This is a genomic window from Polymorphobacter fuscus, from assembly GCF_011927825.1.
GTDB classification, from domain to species: domain Bacteria; phylum Pseudomonadota; class Alphaproteobacteria; order Sphingomonadales; family Sphingomonadaceae; genus Sandarakinorhabdus; species Sandarakinorhabdus fusca.
Genome location: NZ_JAATJI010000001.1, coordinates 241,708 through 258,534, shown reverse-complemented (window position 1 = coordinate 258,534; position 16,827 = coordinate 241,708). Strand labels below are relative to the sequence as shown.

Annotated in this window: 17 protein-coding genes; 6 read left to right on the top strand and 11 right to left on the bottom strand. The window is 68.1% G+C overall.

Annotated features, from left to right (window positions below):
* Positions 1–48: 48 nt before the first annotated feature.
* Positions 49–366: an FtsB family cell division protein gene (locus GGQ62_RS01260; RefSeq protein WP_152576852.1), complete on the bottom strand. Its 318-nt coding sequence runs from the start codon at positions 364–366 to the stop codon at positions 49–51.
* Positions 367–479: 113 nt separating this feature from the next.
* Here GGQ62_RS01260 and GGQ62_RS01255 point away from each other — a divergent pair, with 113 nt between their 5' ends.
* From GGQ62_RS01255 to msrA, 4 genes are all read left to right on the top strand, one after another.
* Entirely contained in the window at positions 480–2,516 is a 2,037-nt protein-coding gene (locus GGQ62_RS01255; protein ID WP_152576853.1) for a 3-hydroxyacyl-CoA dehydrogenase NAD-binding domain-containing protein, read from the top strand.
* A gap of 1 nt (position 2,517) precedes the next feature.
* Positions 2,518–3,654 (top strand): DUF3089 domain-containing protein, encoded by a 1,137-nt coding sequence (locus tag GGQ62_RS01250; RefSeq protein WP_152576854.1) that lies wholly within the window; start codon positions 2,518–2,520, stop codon positions 3,652–3,654.
* A gap of 94 nt (positions 3,655–3,748) precedes the next feature.
* Entirely contained in the window at positions 3,749–4,249 is a 501-nt protein-coding gene (gene msrB / locus GGQ62_RS01245) for a peptide-methionine (R)-S-oxide reductase MsrB (protein WP_152576855.1), read from the top strand.
* A gap of 5 nt (positions 4,250–4,254) precedes the next feature.
* Positions 4,255–4,917, top strand: coding sequence for a peptide-methionine (S)-S-oxide reductase MsrA (gene msrA, locus GGQ62_RS01240; RefSeq protein WP_152576856.1), 663 nt, complete (start codon positions 4,255–4,257; stop codon positions 4,915–4,917).
* Positions 4,918–4,949: 32 nt separating this feature from the next.
* Here the strand turns inward: msrA and GGQ62_RS01235 are convergent, their stop codons facing one another.
* From GGQ62_RS01235 to glmM, 10 genes are all read right to left on the bottom strand, one after another.
* Positions 4,950–5,390, bottom strand: a complete 441-nt coding sequence (locus GGQ62_RS01235; protein ID WP_152576857.1) for a RidA family protein — start codon at positions 5,388–5,390, stop codon at positions 4,950–4,952.
* A gap of 142 nt (positions 5,391–5,532) precedes the next feature.
* Positions 5,533–6,951, bottom strand: coding sequence for an NAD(P)(+) transhydrogenase (Re/Si-specific) subunit beta (locus tag GGQ62_RS01230; RefSeq protein WP_152576858.1), 1,419 nt, complete (start codon positions 6,949–6,951; stop codon positions 5,533–5,535).
* Between the two features lie 108 nt (positions 6,952–7,059).
* Positions 7,060–7,365 carry a proton-translocating transhydrogenase family protein gene (locus GGQ62_RS01225; protein ID WP_152576859.1) on the bottom strand — a complete coding sequence of 102 codons (306 nt, stop codon included), beginning with the start codon at positions 7,363–7,365 and terminating at the stop codon, positions 7,060–7,062.
* Positions 7,366–7,376: 11 nt separating this feature from the next.
* The gene (locus tag GGQ62_RS01220; RefSeq protein WP_152576860.1) at positions 7,377–8,504 is read right to left on the bottom strand and encodes a Re/Si-specific NAD(P)(+) transhydrogenase subunit alpha; all 1,128 of its coding nucleotides are present in this window, start codon (positions 8,502–8,504) and stop codon (positions 7,377–7,379) included.
* Between the two features lie 52 nt (positions 8,505–8,556).
* Positions 8,557–8,751, bottom strand: a complete 195-nt coding sequence (locus GGQ62_RS01215) for an aa3-type cytochrome c oxidase subunit IV (protein ID WP_152576861.1) — start codon at positions 8,749–8,751, stop codon at positions 8,557–8,559.
* Positions 8,752–8,838: 87 nt separating this feature from the next.
* Positions 8,839–9,819 (bottom strand): dihydropteroate synthase, encoded by a 981-nt coding sequence (gene folP, locus GGQ62_RS01210; RefSeq protein ID WP_152576862.1) that lies wholly within the window; start codon positions 9,817–9,819, stop codon positions 8,839–8,841.
* A gap of 10 nt (positions 9,820–9,829) precedes the next feature.
* A complete protein-coding gene (locus tag GGQ62_RS01205; RefSeq protein WP_194163348.1) occupies positions 9,830–10,948 on the bottom strand; it encodes a site-specific DNA-methyltransferase in 1,119 nt (372 codons plus the stop codon).
* Positions 10,949–11,107: 159 nt separating this feature from the next.
* Positions 11,108–11,677 (bottom strand): ribonuclease HII, encoded by a 570-nt coding sequence (locus tag GGQ62_RS01200; protein WP_152577089.1) that lies wholly within the window; start codon positions 11,675–11,677, stop codon positions 11,108–11,110.
* Positions 11,678–11,775: 98 nt separating this feature from the next.
* A complete protein-coding gene (gene thiD / locus GGQ62_RS01195; protein ID WP_153401089.1) occupies positions 11,776–12,570 on the bottom strand; it encodes a bifunctional hydroxymethylpyrimidine kinase/phosphomethylpyrimidine kinase in 795 nt (264 codons plus the stop codon).
* A complete protein-coding gene (gene glmM, locus GGQ62_RS01190) occupies positions 12,567–13,898 on the bottom strand; it encodes a phosphoglucosamine mutase (RefSeq protein ID WP_152576864.1) in 1,332 nt (443 codons plus the stop codon). The genes thiD and glmM overlap by 4 nt, the downstream gene beginning before the upstream one ends.
* 105 nt (positions 13,899–14,003) lie before the next feature.
* On the opposite strand from glmM, the gene GGQ62_RS01185 reads away from it, so the two are divergent.
* Both GGQ62_RS01185 and GGQ62_RS01180 read left to right on the top strand, forming a co-directional pair.
* Entirely contained in the window at positions 14,004–15,008 is a 1,005-nt protein-coding gene (locus GGQ62_RS01185; RefSeq protein ID WP_152576865.1) for an aldo/keto reductase, read from the top strand.
* A 123-nt stretch (positions 15,009–15,131) separates the two neighbouring features.
* Positions 15,132–16,778, top strand: a complete 1,647-nt coding sequence (locus GGQ62_RS01180; protein ID WP_152576866.1) for a serine hydrolase domain-containing protein — start codon at positions 15,132–15,134, stop codon at positions 16,776–16,778.
* Positions 16,779–16,827 lie beyond the last annotated feature (49 nt).

Genomic DNA, 16,827 nt, shown 5'->3' with positions numbered 1-16,827 from the left:
TCAAGCTGACGCACACGTCAACCTGACACCGATGTCAGCTTTTGCCGATCACTTGCTGTCGAGCGGGACGATGATCTCGTCGGGCTTGACGACGTTCAGATTTTGCCGAACCAGTTCGTCGGCCATGTCGGGGTCCACTCCCGCCGGGTCGAGCAGCTTGACCTGCTGCGCAATCGCCGCTTTTCGTTCGGCAGCAACCGCCACCTGGGCCTCCAGCCGCGCTCGCTCCGCCTTGTAGTCGCGCCAGGCAATCGCCCCCGTCGGCCCGTTGATGGCATGGCTGACGAAATAGCCGATCAAAAGGATACAGATCGCCGGCAACGCAGCGCGACGCAGATAGCCGAAAAGGTCGATGCGAGCGTCCATTGCGGAATCCTAGCGATGCCGCGACTCGGCGGCAAGCCCTTCATCCCGCCATCTCGACGCCTTCGCCGACGCTGCTATGACAGGCGCAAAGCAAAGCTCGGGGAGTTATCATCATGGCCGCCATCACCAGCGTCGTCGATCTTGCCATGGACGGCGATGTCGCTGTCATCACAATCGATTCGCCGCCGGTCAATGCGCTGTCCGCCGATGTCCGCGACGGGCTGGACGGCGCCTTCCGGGCAATCGCGGCCAACCCGGCGCTCAAGGCGGCGGTCCTCGTCTGCGCCGGCCGCACCTTCATCGCCGGCGCCGACATCTCCGAATTCGGCAAGCCGCCGCGCGGCGCGTCGCTCCACGCCGTCCAGGACGCGATGGAGGAATCGGCGGTGCCGGTCGTTGCCGCCATCCACGGCACCGCGCTCGGCGGCGGGCTGGAAGTGGCGCTGTGCGCCCATTACCGCGTGTCCGATGCGAAGGCGAAGTTCGGCCTGCCCGAAGTCAAGCTCGGCCTCCTCCCCGGTGCAGGCGGCACCCAGCGATTGCCGCGCGTCGTCGGTGCCAAAAAGGCCCTCGAAATGGTCACCAGCGGTGCCCAGATGGGCGCCAAGGACGCGCTTGCCGCGGGGCTGGTCGACGAAATCGTGGAGGGCGACCTCACCGCCGGCGCCATCGCCTTCGCGCGCCGCATTGTCGCCGAAGGGCGGCCGCTCAAGAAGGTCCGCGACGACACATCGAAGCTCGGTGGCGACGCCGCCGCCCTCGCCCCGATGTTCGCCGACTTCCGCCAGAGCCACGCCCGCGCCTTCAAGGGCTTCGACGCCCCCGAAGCCAATATCAAGTGCATCGAAGCCGCCGTCGCCCTGCCGTTCGAAGAGGGCATGAAGGTCGAACGCAGCGAGTTCATGAAGCTAATGTCGGGCCTGCAGGCCACCGCCCAGCGCCATGTCTTCTTCGCCGAACGCCAGGCGGCCAAGATCGACGGGCTCGACCCGAAGACCGAGCTGCTGCCGGTCAAATCGGTCGGCATCATCGGCGCCGGCACCATGGGCGGCGGCATCGCGATGAACTTCCTCAGCGTCGGCATCCCGGTCACCATCGTGGAAACGAAGCAGGAGGCGCTCGACCGCGGCGTCGCCGTCATCCGCCGCAACTATGAAAACAGCGCCAAAAAGGGCCGCTTCAGCATGGAGGAGGTCGAAGCCCGCATGGGCCGCCTCACCCCCACGCTGGCGCTGGAAGATCTGAAGGACGCCGACCTGATCATCGAAGCCGTGTTCGAGAACATGGACATCAAGAAGGACATTTTCGGCAAGCTCGACACCATCGCCAGGCCCGGCGCGATCCTTGCGTCGAACACCAGCTACCTCAATGTCGACGAGATCGCCGCCAGCACGACCCGGCCGGAAAGCGTCGTCGGCACGCACTTCTTCTCGCCCGCCAATGTCATGCGGCTGCTCGAAGTCGTGCGCGGCGCCAGGACCAGCCCGCAGGTGCTCGCCACCGCCATGGCCACCGGCAAGGCCATCGGCAAGATCGGCGTCGTCTCCGGCGTCTGCCACGGCTTCATCGGCAATCGCATGCTCGGCGCCCGCCAGGAACAGGCGAACAAGCTGATCCTCGAAGGCGCCCGCCCGGCGGACGTCGACCGCGTGCTGACCGATTTCGGCTTCCCGATGGGGCCGTTCCAGATGGCCGACCTTGCCGGGCTCGACATCGGCTGGTCGGCGGAAACGTCCAAAGGCGTCACCGTCCGCGACCGCCTGTGCGAGGCGGGGTTGCGCGGCCAGAAGAACGGCAAGGGCTTTTACGATTACGACGCCGACCGCAACCGCACGCCGTCACCGGTCGCCGAAGCGATCATTCTCGATTACGCCGCCGAAAAGGGCATCAACCGGCGCAGCATCGACGACCAGGAAATCCTCGAACGCTGCCTCTACCCTATGGTCAACGAAGGCGCCAAGATCCTCGACGAAGGCATGGCGCAGCGCGCCAGCGACGTCGATATCGTCTGGATCAACGGTTATGGCTGGCCAGTCTATCGCGGCGGCCCGATGTTCTGGGCCGAACATGACGCCGGCCGCGACACCATCGCCGCCGCGCTGGAGCGGATGGGAATGGACGTGTCGCCCAAGCTGAAATCGGGCTGGTAGCATGCGCATCCTGCTGCTTGCGGCCATGGTCGCCGGTCCGGCCGCAGCGCAGGTGCCCGCCGCGCCCGATTACACGCAGGACGCCAACTGGCTGTGCCGCCCGGGCCGGGCCGATGCCTGCGCCGGGGACATCGGCGTCACCAGCGTTGCTGCCACCGGCAAGGCGGTCGTCATGCCGTCGCCGCCGGCAACAACACCGGCCATCGACTGTTTCTACGTCTATCCGACCGTCTCCACCGACCAGGGCGGCAACAGCGACCTTGGCATCGATGCCGCCGAAACCAATGTCGCCAAGGCCCAGTTCGCGCCGTTCCGCACCGTCTGCCGCACCTTTGCGCCGATGTACCGGCAGGTGACCTTGCAGGCGCTGCGCGATGCGGTGGCCGGCAAGCCGACCACCGCCGACCGCGCCATGGCGTACCGCGATGTCGTCGCCGCCTGGACGGACTATCTGGCGCGCGACAACCAGGGCCGTGGCGTCATCCTGGTCGGCCACAGCCAGGGCAGCGGCATCCTCAAGGCGTTGCTGCAGGGGGAGATCGAGGGCAAACCCGTGGCCCGCCAGCTCATCGCTGCCTATCTCCCCGGCACCAACCTGCTGGTGCCGGCCGGCAAGGACGTCGGCGGCGACCTGGCTTCGACTCCCTTGTGCCGCGGCACCCGCCAGACCGGCTGTGTCGTCACCTGGGTGTCGTTCCGCGCCGGCAAGACCCCGCCGGCCGACAGCCGTTTCGGCCGTTCGCCGAAACCGGGCATGGATGTCGCCTGTGTCAACCCCGCGGCACCCGCCGGCGGCAGCGCGCCGCTGACCGCGCTGTTGCCCGCCGGCCCGGCGATCGTCGACAATGCCGCGCCGCAGGCACCCTGGGCGAAAGGGCTTGCCGTCACCACGCCGTTCGTCACCCTCCCCGGCCTGCTGCGCGGCGCCTGCACCGCGGTGGACGGTGCCAATGTCCTGGCCGTGGCGGTCAACGCCGCGCCGGGCAGCCCGCGGACCGACAGTATCGGCGGCGACGTCGTCGCCGGTGGCCGCGTCGTGGAAAGCTGGGGCCTGCACCTCATCGACGTCAACGTCGCGCTCGGCGACCTCGTCGCGCTCGCCCACCATCAGGGGCAGGCGTGGCGCGCATCGCGCTGACTGCGCCCGCGCGGCGATCGGACACGCCAAAAGGCGCGCATACCGTGATGTCGCAGGGTGTAACCATCGCACCCCGGTCCCCGTATATAGGGGCATGACCAACCGCCGCACCTTCGTCCTCGCCGGGCTTGGCGCCCTGACCGCGCTGCCCTTCGTCGCCCGCTTCACCGCCACGCCGGCGCTCGCCGCGCCGCCGGTCAAATACGCTTATACGCTGACCGATGCGCAATGGCGCGCCAAGCTGCCCGGCCTCGCCTATGACGTGCTGCGCCACGAAGCCACCGAGCGCCCGTTCACCTCGCCGCTCAACGACGAGCACCGTGCCGGCATGTTTGCCTGCAAGGGCTGTGCCCAGCCGCTGTTCGCCAGCAGGACGAAGTTCGACAGCGGCACCGGCTGGCCCAGCTTTTATGCCCCGCTGAAGGGGGCGGTCGGCACCACCACCGACACGACGCTCGGCATGGAACGCACCGAAGTCCATTGCAGCCGCTGCGGCGGCCATCTCGGCCATGTCTTCGAAGACGGGCCAAAGCCCACCGGCCTGCGCTACTGCATGAACGGCGCCGCGCTCACCTTCACCCCTACCAAGGCCTGACCCGCATGTTCCGCACGATCGTTACCGCCCTGCTGCTCGGCACGGCTGCCTGTTCGACAGCGGCGGAGCGCATGGTCACCGCGCCGGTGCCGGCCGCCGACACGCCCTTGCAGGCCGGCCCCGTGCAGACGGCGGTGTTTGCCGGCGGCTGTTTCTGGGGTGTGGAAGGCGTCTTCGAACGCATCAAGGGCGTCACCTCGGTGCGGTCGGGCTATGCCGGCGGGCCGAAGGCGGCGGCGATGTACGAGGTTGTCGGCACCGGACTGACCGGCCATGCCGAGGCGGTGGAGATCAAATACGACCCGGCCAAGGTCAGTTACGGCACGTTGCTGCGCATCCTGTTCTCGGTCGCCCATGACCCGACCCAGCGCAACCGCCAGGGCCCCGACACCGGCAGCCAGTACCGCAGCGCCATCTTCCCGCAGACGCCCGAACAGGCGAAACTTGCCCGCGCCTATGTCGCGCAGCTGACCGCCGCCAAGACGTGGCCGGCGAGGATCGTCACGACGCTCGAACCCGGCAAGCCCTTTTTCCCGGCCGAAAATTACCACCAGAATTATCTGCGCGCCAACCCGCAGCAGCCCTATATCGCGATCAACGACATCCCCAAGGTCGAGGCCCTGAAGGCGCGCTTCCCGCAACTGTGGAGCGACAAGCCGGCGGCGTAGCAACGACGCACGCGCCGCGGCCGAATGCGCGCCTATTTCGCCGTGTTCGCCCAGCACTCGAGTTCGACCGCCGCCCCGCGCGCCAGCCCGTTGATGCCCATCGCACTGCGCGACGGGAACCGGCCCGGCTTGAAATAGCCGACATAGACCCGGTTGAACGCATCCCACTGCCGAATGTCGGCGAGCATCACCGTGCATTTGAACAGATCATCATGCGTCAACCCGCGGCGCGCCAGGATCGCGCCGATATTGGCCATCACCTGCCGGGTTTCCGCCTCCAGCCCGCCGGCGACGACATGGTCTTCACCCGGCACCGCGCCGATCTGGCCGGACAGGTAGAGGACGCCGCCAACTTCGGTGGCATCGGAAAAGGGGCGAGCGAGCTTGATCGATTCCGGCGAGGTCAGGTGGACCGTCGGCGCGGCGAGGGCCGGCGTTGCGGCGAGGGCGAGAGCGAATAGCAGGGTGCGCATGGCGGTCTCCGCTTGCTGGCGTCGCGGCGAAGCCGCGCCGTGACGTCGGACGGGTTCGGCGCGGGAGGGCCGCGCCGCCCCGCCGGCCGAGCTTGCGCCTGTCGGCGCGCTTGGCTTCGCCAGACGCGCTCGCGGCGCGGTGCTAGTGCCCCAAATTCTTGACAATCGTTTCGACCATCTTCTTGGCATCGGCCAGCAACATCATCGTATTGTCCATGTAGAACACCGGGTTGTCGACCCCGGCATAGCCGACGCCGCCCATCGACCGCTTGATGAACAGCACCGTCTTGGCCTTTTCGACGTCGAGCACCGGCATGCCATAGATGGGGCTGGTCTTGTCGGTCTTGGCCAGCGGGTTGGTGACGTCATTGGCGCCGATGACAAAGGCCACATCGCACTGGGCGAACTCGCTGTTGATATCCTCCAGCTCGAACACCTCGTCATAGGGCACATTGGCCTCGGCGAGCAGCACGTTCATATGCCCCGGCATGCGGCCGGCGACCGGATGGATGGCGTATTTGACGCTGACGCCTTCCTTGCGCAGCAGATCGCCCATCTCGCGCAGCGCATGCTGCGCCTGGCTGACCGCCATCCCGTAACCCGGCACGATGATGACGCTTTCGGCATTCTGCATGATGAACGCCGCATCCTCCGCCGACCCGGCCTTGTACGGCTTGGCGACCGCCGACCCCGCGACCGCGGCGCCGCCGGCATCGCCGAAGCCGCCGGCGATGACGCTGATGAAGCTGCGGTTCATCGCCTTGCACATGATATAGCTCAGGATCGCGCCCGAAGATCCGACCAGGGCGCCGGTGATGATCATCGCGCTGTTGTGCAGCGTGAAGCCCATCGCCGCCGCCGCCCAGCCCGAATAGCTGTTGAGCATCGAGATGACGACCGGCATGTCCGCCCCGCCGATCGGCACGATCAGCAGGAAGCCGATGGCAAAGCTGAGCACCATGATCGTCCAGAAGATCCACGCCGACTGGTCGGTGACGAAATAGGCGACCAGACCCAGGATCGCGGCGAGCAGCCCCAGGTTGATGACATGGCGCGCCGGCAGGATGATCGGGTTGCCGCTCATCCGCCCCGACAATTTCATGAAGGCGATGATCGAGCCGGAAAAGGTGATCGCACCGATGGCGACGCCCAGCCCGAGTTCGATCCGGCTGACCGGGATGATCAACCCGGTGGTGGCGTCGACGATGCCGAAAGCGTCCGGGTTGAGGAACGCCGACGCGCCGACCAGCACCGCGGCCAGGCCGACGAGGCTGTGGAAGCCCGCGACCAGTTCGGGCATCGCCGTCATCTTGATGTTCTGGGCGATGTACCAGCCGATGCCGCCGCCGATCACAATGGCGCCGATGATGAACGGCAGGCCGTTGGTGTGGGTGACCAGCGTGGTCGCCACGGCGATCGCCATGCCGAAAATGCCGTACTGGTTGCCCTTCTGGCTCGATTCGGGCGACGACAGCCCGCGCAGCGCCAGGATGAACAACACCCCGGCAATCAGATAAGCCAGTTCAGCCCATACGGGTGTCGCGGCGATCGCATGTTCCATGGCAAGTGCCCCTAAACTTCCATCCTGTCATCCCGGGCCTGACCCGGGATCCAGCTTGTTTCTTTCCCAGCAAGGTCGGCTGGCCCCCGGATCACGCCCGGGATGACATCATTTTGCCGGGACCGGCTTCTTGTCTTTTTTCTTGTACATGGCGAGCATCCGCCGGGTCACGGCAAAGCCACCGAAGATGTTGATGCTGGCCAGGATGACCGCGATCAGCCCCAGCCACTTCGACAGGTCCGACCCGCCCGCCGCCGCCGAGGACGCGATCAGCGCGCCGACGATGATGACGGAGGAAATCGCGTTGGTGACCGCCATCAGCGGCGTGTGCAGCGCCGGGGTCACCGACCAGACGACATAATAGCCGACGAAACACGCCAGGACGAAAATTGAGAGTTCGGAGATGAATTCCATGGCGGTGCCCCTCAGGCCGTGAGACGTTCGTGGACGACCGCGCCGCCCTCGGTCAGCTTGATGCCCTTGACGATCTCGTCGTCGGCGGTCCAGGCCGCGGCCTTGCCGTCCTTGTCCCAGAAGGCGCTGATCAGGTTGAACAGGTTGCGCGCGTACAGCGCCGATGCATCGGCCGCCATCCGCCCCGCCAGGTTGCGATGGCCGATGATCTTGACGCCGTGCACCTCGACGACCTCGCCCGGGCGCGACCCTTCGATATTGCCGCCGCTTTCCACCGCCAGATCGACCAGCACCGATCCGGGCCGCATCGACGCCAGCTGCGCATCCGAAATCAGCCGCGGTGCCGGTCGCCCGGGGATCAACGCCGTGGTGATGACGATGTCCTGCTTGGCGATGTGGCTCGAAACCAGCGCTGCCTGCGCGGCTTTGTATTCATCCGACATTTCGGTGGCATAGCCGCCGCTGCCTTCACCTTCGATGCCCTTGACGCTGTCGACGAAGATCGCCTTGGCGCCGAGCGATTCGATCTGTTCCTTGGTCGCCGAGCGGACATCGGTAGCCGACACGATCGCGCCCAGACGCCGCGCCGTGGCGATCGCCTGCAGCCCCGCCACGCCGACGCCCATGACGAACACCCGCGCCGCCGAAATCGTGCCGGCGGCGGTCATCATCATCGGGAAGGCGCGGCCATAGGCTTCGGCGGCGTCGATCACCGACTTGTAGCCGGCAAGGTTCGACTGCGACGACAGCACGTCCATCGACTGCGCCCGCGTGATGCGCGGCATGAACTCCATGGCAAAGGCGTTGATCCCGGCCTGGGCATAGCCATCGACGCGCGCCCGGTCGGCGAATGGCGCCAGGATGGCGAGCAATGTCGTCCCCGACGCGATCCCCGGCAGGTCAGCGACGGTCGGCCCCTGCACGCCGAGCACCAGCCCGGCGCCGGCGATCGTCGCCGCCCGGTCGCCCACCGCCGCGCCGGCATCGGCATAGGCGGCGTCGGCGATGCTGGCGTGGACGCCGGCACCGGATTCCACAGCGACTTCGGCACCAAGGCCGATGAGTTTCTTGACGGTTTCGGGCGTCGCCGCGACGCGCGGCTCGGCATCGGCAGTCTCACGCAATACAGCAATCTTCATGTCGGTCCCCCCAAGGACATATTCGGGCAGCCCATCGGCTGCGGCACCGCGATCAGACGAGAAAGACCGCCATCAGAATCAGCGCCAGCGCCACCAGGATCACTGCCCATTTCGTCGCGGAAATGAAGCCGTCGAAGGTCTCGCGGCGTTCGCCGAGCTGCTTTTGCGAATTTTCCCCGTCGTCCGCCATCGCCATTCCCGAATTTGCCATTCCCGAAGTCGCCGTACCCGAAGTTGCCGTGGTCATAAAACTGTCCCTGTCGGTGATAACAGATGCCGCACCGGTGTGAAGATGTCACGCTGCATTGCACAAGCGCGCGCACCACTCAACCTGTCACCCTAACGCATCAGCAAGGGTCGCGCTCCGCCACACCGCCAGCGCCTGGACCGTTTCCGCCACATCATGGACGCGCACCATCTGAACGCCGCAGGCGGCGCCATGCAGCGCCAGCGCCAGGCTGCCGGGCAGCCGCGCATCCGGCGGCGCATTGCCCGCCATCCGCCCGATCAGCGCCTTGCGGCTCGCCCCCAGCAGCAGCGGCACGCCCAGCCCGTGGAACAGCGTCAACCCGCGCAGCACCGCGAGATTGTGCTCGAGCGTCTTGCCGAACCCGATACCGGGGTCGGCGATGATCCGCGACCGGTCGATGCCGGCCGCCACACAGGCATCGATCCGCATCGCCAGCCAGTCATAGACGTCGAGCAGCGCATCGTCATAGGCCGGCGCCGCCTGCATCGTTTCGGGCGTCCCCTGCGCATGCATCAGCACCACCGGGCAACCGCGCGCCGCCACCAGCGCCGGCGCCGCCGGGTCATGCCCCAGCGCCGACACATCGTTGACCAGCGCCGCGCCGGCGTCCAGCGCCCGGCCCATGATCGCCGCCTTGCGCGTGTCGATGCTCCAGGTCAGTCCGGCCAGGCCCGGCAACACCGTCGCCAGCCGCGCGGCCTCGGTTTCGGTGTCGACCGCCGCCGCCCCCGGCCGCGTCGATTCCGCCCCAACATCGATGATGTCGGCGCCGGCCGCGGCCATGGCCCGTGCCGCGGCCGCCGGCGCCGCGGCATGGCGGCCGCCATCGGAAAAACTGTCGGGCGTGACATTCAATATGCCCATCACCCCCGTCCGTCCCGCCGGAACCCCCGGCAGCGCCGGCCGCGGCCGCGTCAGCCGCGCGAGCACGGGTTCGGGAATGTCCTTTGCCGCCACGGTCCGCGGCGCCCGACCCCGCGCCAGCACCTCGGCGCGCGCAAAGCGCAACGGGCCGCCCGCCAGCAGCACGCCGTCCCCAAGTGCGATCGGCCGGTAATGGTCCATGCCGGGCTGCTTACGCCGAACCGACACTCGCGCGATAGACCGCCCGCTTGGCGTCGAGCGGCACCAGCTTGCCCGCCTCCTCGATATGCCAGAAGGTCCAGCCGTTGCAACTCGGCAACCCCTGGGCGGCGGCGCCCAGCTGGTGGATCGACCCGGTCTTGGCACCCATGCTCAGCGAGCCATCGGCACGCACTTCGGCCTGGTGCCGACGCTGCGGGTCGATCAACCGCGTCCCCGGCCGCACCAGCCCCGATTCGACCAGCGATCCGAACGGGATCCGCGTCTCGCCGCGCTTGCCCTGGCTGACTTCCCACGCCGACCCGGGCATGTCGCCGCCCGACAGCGGCAGCAGCGAGGCGATGCGCTCCTCGGCGACCTTCACATATTTTTCCTCGCGCTCGATTCCGATGAAATGCCGGCCGAGCAGCTTGGCGACGGCGCCGGTGGTGCCGGTGCCGAAGAACGGGTCGACGACGATATCGCCCGGCTCGGTGCACGCCAGCAGCACGCGGTACAGCAATGCCTCGGGCTTTTGCGTCGGATGCGCCTTGACGCCGTCGGTCTTCAACCGCTCGCCGCCCGTGCAGATCGGGATCAGCCAGTCGGACCGCATCTGAAGTTCCTCGTTCATCGCCTTCATGGCGTGATAGTTGAACTTGTATTTGGCGGTTTCGGACTTGGCGGCCCAGATCAGCGTCTCGTGCGCATTGGTGAAGCGCGTGCCCTTGAAATTGGGCATCGGGTTGGCCTTGCGCCAGACGATGTCGTTGAGGATCCAGAAACCGGCATCCTGCAACGCCGCGCCGACGCGGAAGATGTTGTGATAGCTGCCGATCGTCCAGATCGCGCCATCGGGCTTCAAGATGCGCCGCGCCGCGGTCAACCAGGCGCGGGTGAACTCGTCATAGGTCGCATAGCTGGCGAACTTGTCCCAATCATCGTCGACCGCCGCCACCTTGCCGCCTTCGGGCCGGTGCAGATTGTGCGCCAGCTGCAGATTGTACGGCGGGTCGGCGAAGACGAGGTCGACACAAGCTTCGGGCATCGCATTCATCGCGGCGATGCAATCGCCCCGGATGATGCGGTCGGTGGCGATCGCGGGGGCGGCGGGGGCTTTGAACTTGCTCATCCGCCATCGATGAGTCATCGCCGAATCGGCGTCAATCCCATGCCGAATCTGCGCAGAGTCAACAGCTTGTCACAATCGGCTGAAAATCGACTCAAACCTGCCAGATATTGAGTCGCGCCCATGCGCCACCCACAACCCATGGCGTGTTGCCGAAAAGACTCAAAGCCCCGGCAACATCGCCCGCACCGGCGCAAAGCTGCGGCGGTGGTGGATCGTGGGCCCATGTTCGGCCAGCCCGCGGGCATGATCGGCAGTGCCATACCCCTTGTTGCGCGCCCAGCCATAGCCCGGATGCTCGGCGTCGAGCGCTTCCATCAGCCGGTCGCGCGTCACCTTGGCGATGATCGACGCCGCCGCGATCGACACGCACAAGGCGTCACCGCCCACCACCGCCGTCGCCGGGTGGTGCCAGCGCGGCAAGCGGTTGCCATCGACCAGCACATGATCGAAGCCGCAGGCCAGCGCCGCCACCGCCCGTTCCATCGCCAGCATCGTCGCCCACAGGATGTTGAGCCGGTCGATCTCCTCGACGCTCGCCATGCCGACGCCGATCACCGCGACGCCGTGCAGTTTGTCGTGCAGCACTTCCCGCCGCGCCGCACACAGCGCCTTGCTGTCGTCGAGCCCTTCGGGACAGCGGGCCCGATCGATCCACACCGCCGCCGCCACCACCGGCCCCGCCAGCGGCCCGCGCCCGGCCTCGTCGACGCCGACGACGCGCCCGCCGATCCGGTCTTCGTTGAGAAACGATGGCCCCTCTCCCCTCGCGGGAGAGGGCGACTCGCGCGAAGCGCGGCGGGGTGAGGGGGCAATGCGCGCGGCGCCCCTCACAGCGGATAAAACCCCAGGGGCCCATGGCCCGCGCCAAGGCCCGGGGCCCGCGCAATGCCCTGCGCCACGAACGCCCGCGCCCGCACCACCGCCGCCTCCAGCGCCAGCCCCTGCCCAAGCCCGCAGGCCAGTGCCGACGCCAACGTGCAGCCGGTGCCATGGGTGTGCCGCGTCTCGATCCGGTCCGAGGTGAACGCCGTATTCCCGCCGCGCGTCACCAGCCAGTCGATGATGCGATCGCCCGGCAGATGCCCGCCCTTGGCCAGCACCGCGCCCGGCCCCTGCAGCAGCAGTTCCTGGGCCGCCAGCAGTGCATCGGCTTCGTCCTCGACCGCGCTCCCGGCCAGCGCCGCCAGTTCGGGGCTGTTCGGCGTTACCACCGTCGCCAGCGGCAGCAGCCGCGCGACCAGCGCCTGGGCCGCATCATCGTCCAGCAGGCTCGCCCCGCCCTTCGCCAGCATCACCGGATCGAGCACGATCGGCACGCGCAGCCCCGCCAGCACTTCCGCCACCGCGACCACGGTATCGGCCGCCCCGATCATGCCGATCTTGACCGCATCGACACCGATATCGTCGATGCACGCCCGCATCTGCGCCGCCACCACTTCGGCGGGAATGCCATGGATGCCGGTCACCCCCAGCGTGTTCTGCACGGTGATCGCCGTCACCGCCGTCATTGCATAGCCACCAAGGCAGGTGACGGTCTTGATGTCGGCCTGGATGCCGGCGCCGCCGCCACTGTCGGACCCGGCGATGATGAGGATACGCGCCGGCCTGTCGATCACGGTCAAACCGCCACCACCGCCGCGCAAATCTCGTCCACCACCGCCTTGACCAGCAGCCGGTCGTCGCCTTCGGCCATCACCCGGATCACCGGCTCGGTGCCCGACTTGCGGATCAGCAGCCGGCCATGGCCGTTCAGCCGGGCCTCCCCATCGGCAATCACCGCCTTGACCTTGTCGGTGTCGAGCGGCGCGCCGGTATAGCGCACGCTCTTCAACAGCTGCGGCACCGGCTCGAACAGCCGCAGCAGCTCGCTCGCCGGCTTGGCCGTCGCCACCAGCGCCGCCAGCACCTGCAGCGACGCCACCAACCCGTCGCCGGTCGTCGAATGGTCGGCGAGGATCAGATGCCCCGATTGCTCGCCGCCGACATTATAACCGCCGGCCTTCATCGCCTCCAGCACATAGCGGTCGCCCACCCCGGCGCGGTGCAGCCCCAGGCCATTGGCGTGGAGCAGCCGTTCCAGCCCCAGGTTGGACATCACCGTCGCCACCAGCCCGCCGCCCTTCAGCGTGCCGGCCTCCGCGGCGCGCAGGGTGATCAACCCCATGATCTGGTCACCATCGACGATCTGCCCGCGTTCATCGACGACGATCAGCCGGTCGGCGTCGCCATCCAGCGCGATGCCGATATCGGCGCCGCTTTCCAGCACCGCCAGCTGCAGCGCCTTGGGGTGGGTCGATCCGATGCCGTCGTTGATGTTGAAGCCGTTGGGCGCCACACCGATCGGCACCACTTCGGCACCCAGTTCCCACAGCGCTTCGGGCGCCACCTTGTACGCCGCGCCATGGGCGCAATCGATGACGATCTTCAACCCGTCGAGCCGCAGATGGTCGGGAAAGGTCGCCTTGGCGAAATGGATGTAGCGGCCCTGGGCGTCGTCGATCCGCCGTGCCCGGCCGATCGCCTGCGGCTCCGCCAGCGTCATATCCCCTTCGATCATCGCCTCGATCTCGGCCTCGTCGGAGTCCGACAATTTATAGCCATCGGGGCCGAACAGCTTGATGCCATTGTCGTGATAGGGGTTGTGGCTGGCGGAAATCATCACCCCAAGGTCGGCGCGCAGCGACCGGGTCAACATCGCCACCGCCGGCGTCGGCATCGGCCCGACCTGGATGACGTCCATCCCCACCGAGGTGAACCCCGCCGTCAGCGCCGATTCCATCATGTAACCGGACAAGCGCGTGTCCTTGCCGATCACCACCCGGTGCTTGTGGGCGCCGCGCAGGAAGCGCTTGCCCGCCGCCTGGCCGACCTTCATCGCGATCGCCGCGGTCATCGGCGCCGTGTTGGTCAGGCCGCGGATGCCGTCGGTGCCGAAATATCTGCGACTCATCGCGCGCGCACTCCCCAAAGCCATTTTGTCATCGCATACCTTTACGCGCACCACATTGGCTTGTCGAAACCCGGCGCCTAAACCGCGACGGGACAGGAGATCAACATGCAAACACGCAAGCTCGGCACCCAGGGCCTCACCGTGTCCGCCCTCGGCCTTGGCTGCATGGGCATGGCGGGCACCGCCGGCCAGACCGCGATGTACGGCACCGTCGACCGCGGGGAGGCCATCGCCACCCTCCACCGCGCCCTCGAACTGGGCGTCAATTTCCTCGATACCGCCGAAGTCTATGGCCCGTTCCGGAACGAGGAACTGCTTGCCGAAGGCCTGCGCGGGCGCCGCGACCAGGCGATCATCGCCACCAAATTCGGCTTCGACATCGCCGACGGCAAGGTCGCCGGCGTCAATTCCCGCCCCGAAAACGTCCGCGCCGTCGCCGATGCCAGCCTGAAACGGCTGGGCACCGACCATATCGACCTGTTCTACCAGCACCGCGTCGACCCGGCCGTCCCCATCGAGGACACCGTCGGCGCCATGGCCGACCTCGTCCACGCCGGCAAGGTCCGCTTCCTCGGCCTGTCCGAAGCCGGGCCGGCAACACTCGCCCGCGCCCACAAGGTCCATCCGATCAGCGCGCTGCAAAGCGAATGGTCGCTGTGGGAACGCGGTGTGGAGGCCGATATCGTGCCGCTGTGCGCCGAACTCGGCATCGGCTTCGTGCCCTATTCGCCGCTCGGCCGCGGTTTCCTCACCGGGCAGCAGCCGCGCGCCGAAGACCTGCCGGACAGCGATTACCGGTCGAAGGACCCGCGCTACCAGGGCGCCAATTACGACGCCAACATGGCCGCCGTCGCCATCGTCAAGGGCATCGCCGCCGCCCATGGCGCCACCGCCGCGCAGGTCGCGCTCGCCTGGCTGCTCCACAAGGGTCCGGGTGTCGTCCCCATCCCGGGCTCGAAACGCCGCGTCACGCTGGAAGACAATGCCGGCGCCGCGGCGCTCGCCCTCACCGCCGCCGACATGGCCGCGCTCGACGCCGCCCTGCCCCCCGGCACCACCGCCGGCGACCGCTATGGCTCCAAGTTCATGATGTCGATGGTCCGCCTCTGACCACCTCCCCCGCCGGGGGAGGTCGAGAGACGGCGCAGCCGACCCGGGAGAGGGGCATCCCGGCGATATTGACTCCCCCGTAAACCCGCCCCCACAACCACCGCACCACCGGGGGAACCATATATGCCGATCGACCGCCGCCTGTTCCTCGCCGGCGCCGCGGCACTGTCGGTCCCCGCCGCCAGTCGTGCCGCCATCACCGCTCCCGGCGCCAGCGCCAGCCAGCGCGCCGCCCTCACCGCCATCGCCGCCTATCTCGACGCCCATCGCGCCTTTTTCGCACTGCCGGCGATGGGCCTCGTGGTCACCGATGGCGATTTCACCGCGCTCATCCAGTCGGGCACCAGCGATTACGAAGCCCGCAAGCCGCTGACCGGCACGGAGCTGTGGCAGATCGGATCGATCAGCAAGTCGTTCGTCGCGCTCCTCTGCCTGCAACTCGCCGACGAACATCGCCTCGATCTCGACGCCGACATCCGCTCGGTCCTGCCCGAGGCGCAATTGCCCCCCGGCGCGCCCTTCACCATCCGCGGCCTGCTCGATCACACCACCGGCCTGCCCGATTTCGCGCCGACCTGGCGACCCGACAACAGCCTGCTCTGGCGCGGCTTCGAACCCGGCGCGCGCTGGTCGTACAGCAACACCGGCTATGGCCTGGTGGGGGACATGATCGCCCGCATCGAAGGCCGCCCGCTCGCCGCCGTCATCGCCGCGCGCATCACCGGCCGGCTCGGCATGGCGGATACCCGCGGCGCCATTGCCTGGGCCGATCGCGGCCGCCACACCGCCTGTTATGCGACGCTGCGCCCCGACCTGCCCGTCCGCCGGCAGAACCCGCTGGCGCCGGCACCCTGGGTGTCGACGACCTTCGGCGCCGGGTCGGTGGCATCGACCTTGCCCGACATGGCACGCTACCTGCGCTTCCTCATCGCCATCGGCAACGGCCGCGGGGCCGGGCTGGTCAGCGACGCGACCGCCAGCGCCTGGCTCGCCAATCCCGTTGTCGAAAGCCCCGACAACCCCGATGACCGCTATGGCCTCGGCCTGATGCACCGGGTCGAGGATGGCCGGCGGCTGCTCCACCACACCGGCGGCATGATCGGTTTTTCGTCGTCGTTCCACGTCGATGCAGCGGCGGGCACCGGCGCCTTCGCCAGTTGCGCCATCGGCAGCACCGGCTATCGCCCGCGCCTGCTGACCGCCTTTGCCGTCACCGCGCTGCGGCTGGCCCGTGAGGGCAAGCCGATCCCGCCGCCGCCGGCACTCGGCCCCAAACCTGTCGCCAGCCCCGGCGATTATGCCGGCGCCTATGACGGCATCACCATCACCGCTGCGCCGCTCGCGCTCGACGGCACGGCGCTGGAACCGACCGGCAAGGACCGCTTCGTCACCGCACACCCCGATTTCCGCGCCTTCCCGCTGGTCTTCGTCCGCAACCCCGCCGGCGCCGTGGTGGCGATCGACCATGGCGCCCGCCGGCTGGTCCGCGCCGGCGCCTCGGCGCCGCTGCCCGCCACCCCGCCACGCCTGGCGGCGCACGCCGGCCGCTATGAAAGCGACGACCCCTGGATCGGCGGCGTCACGCTGGTGGCGCGCGGTGAGCGGCTGTGGCTCGGCGGCACCGAGCCGATCATGGAGATCGCCGAAAATGACTGGCGGGTCGAAGACCCGGTCTGGTCACCCGAACGCTTCGCCTTCGCCGGCTTCGTCGCAGGCCGCCCGCAGCTGCTGGTGATCTCGGGCCGGGTTCTGGAACGCCGCGACGTGTAGAACCCCCCGATTTCCGCTCATTCTAAGCGCAGTCGAGGGACGCACCGGC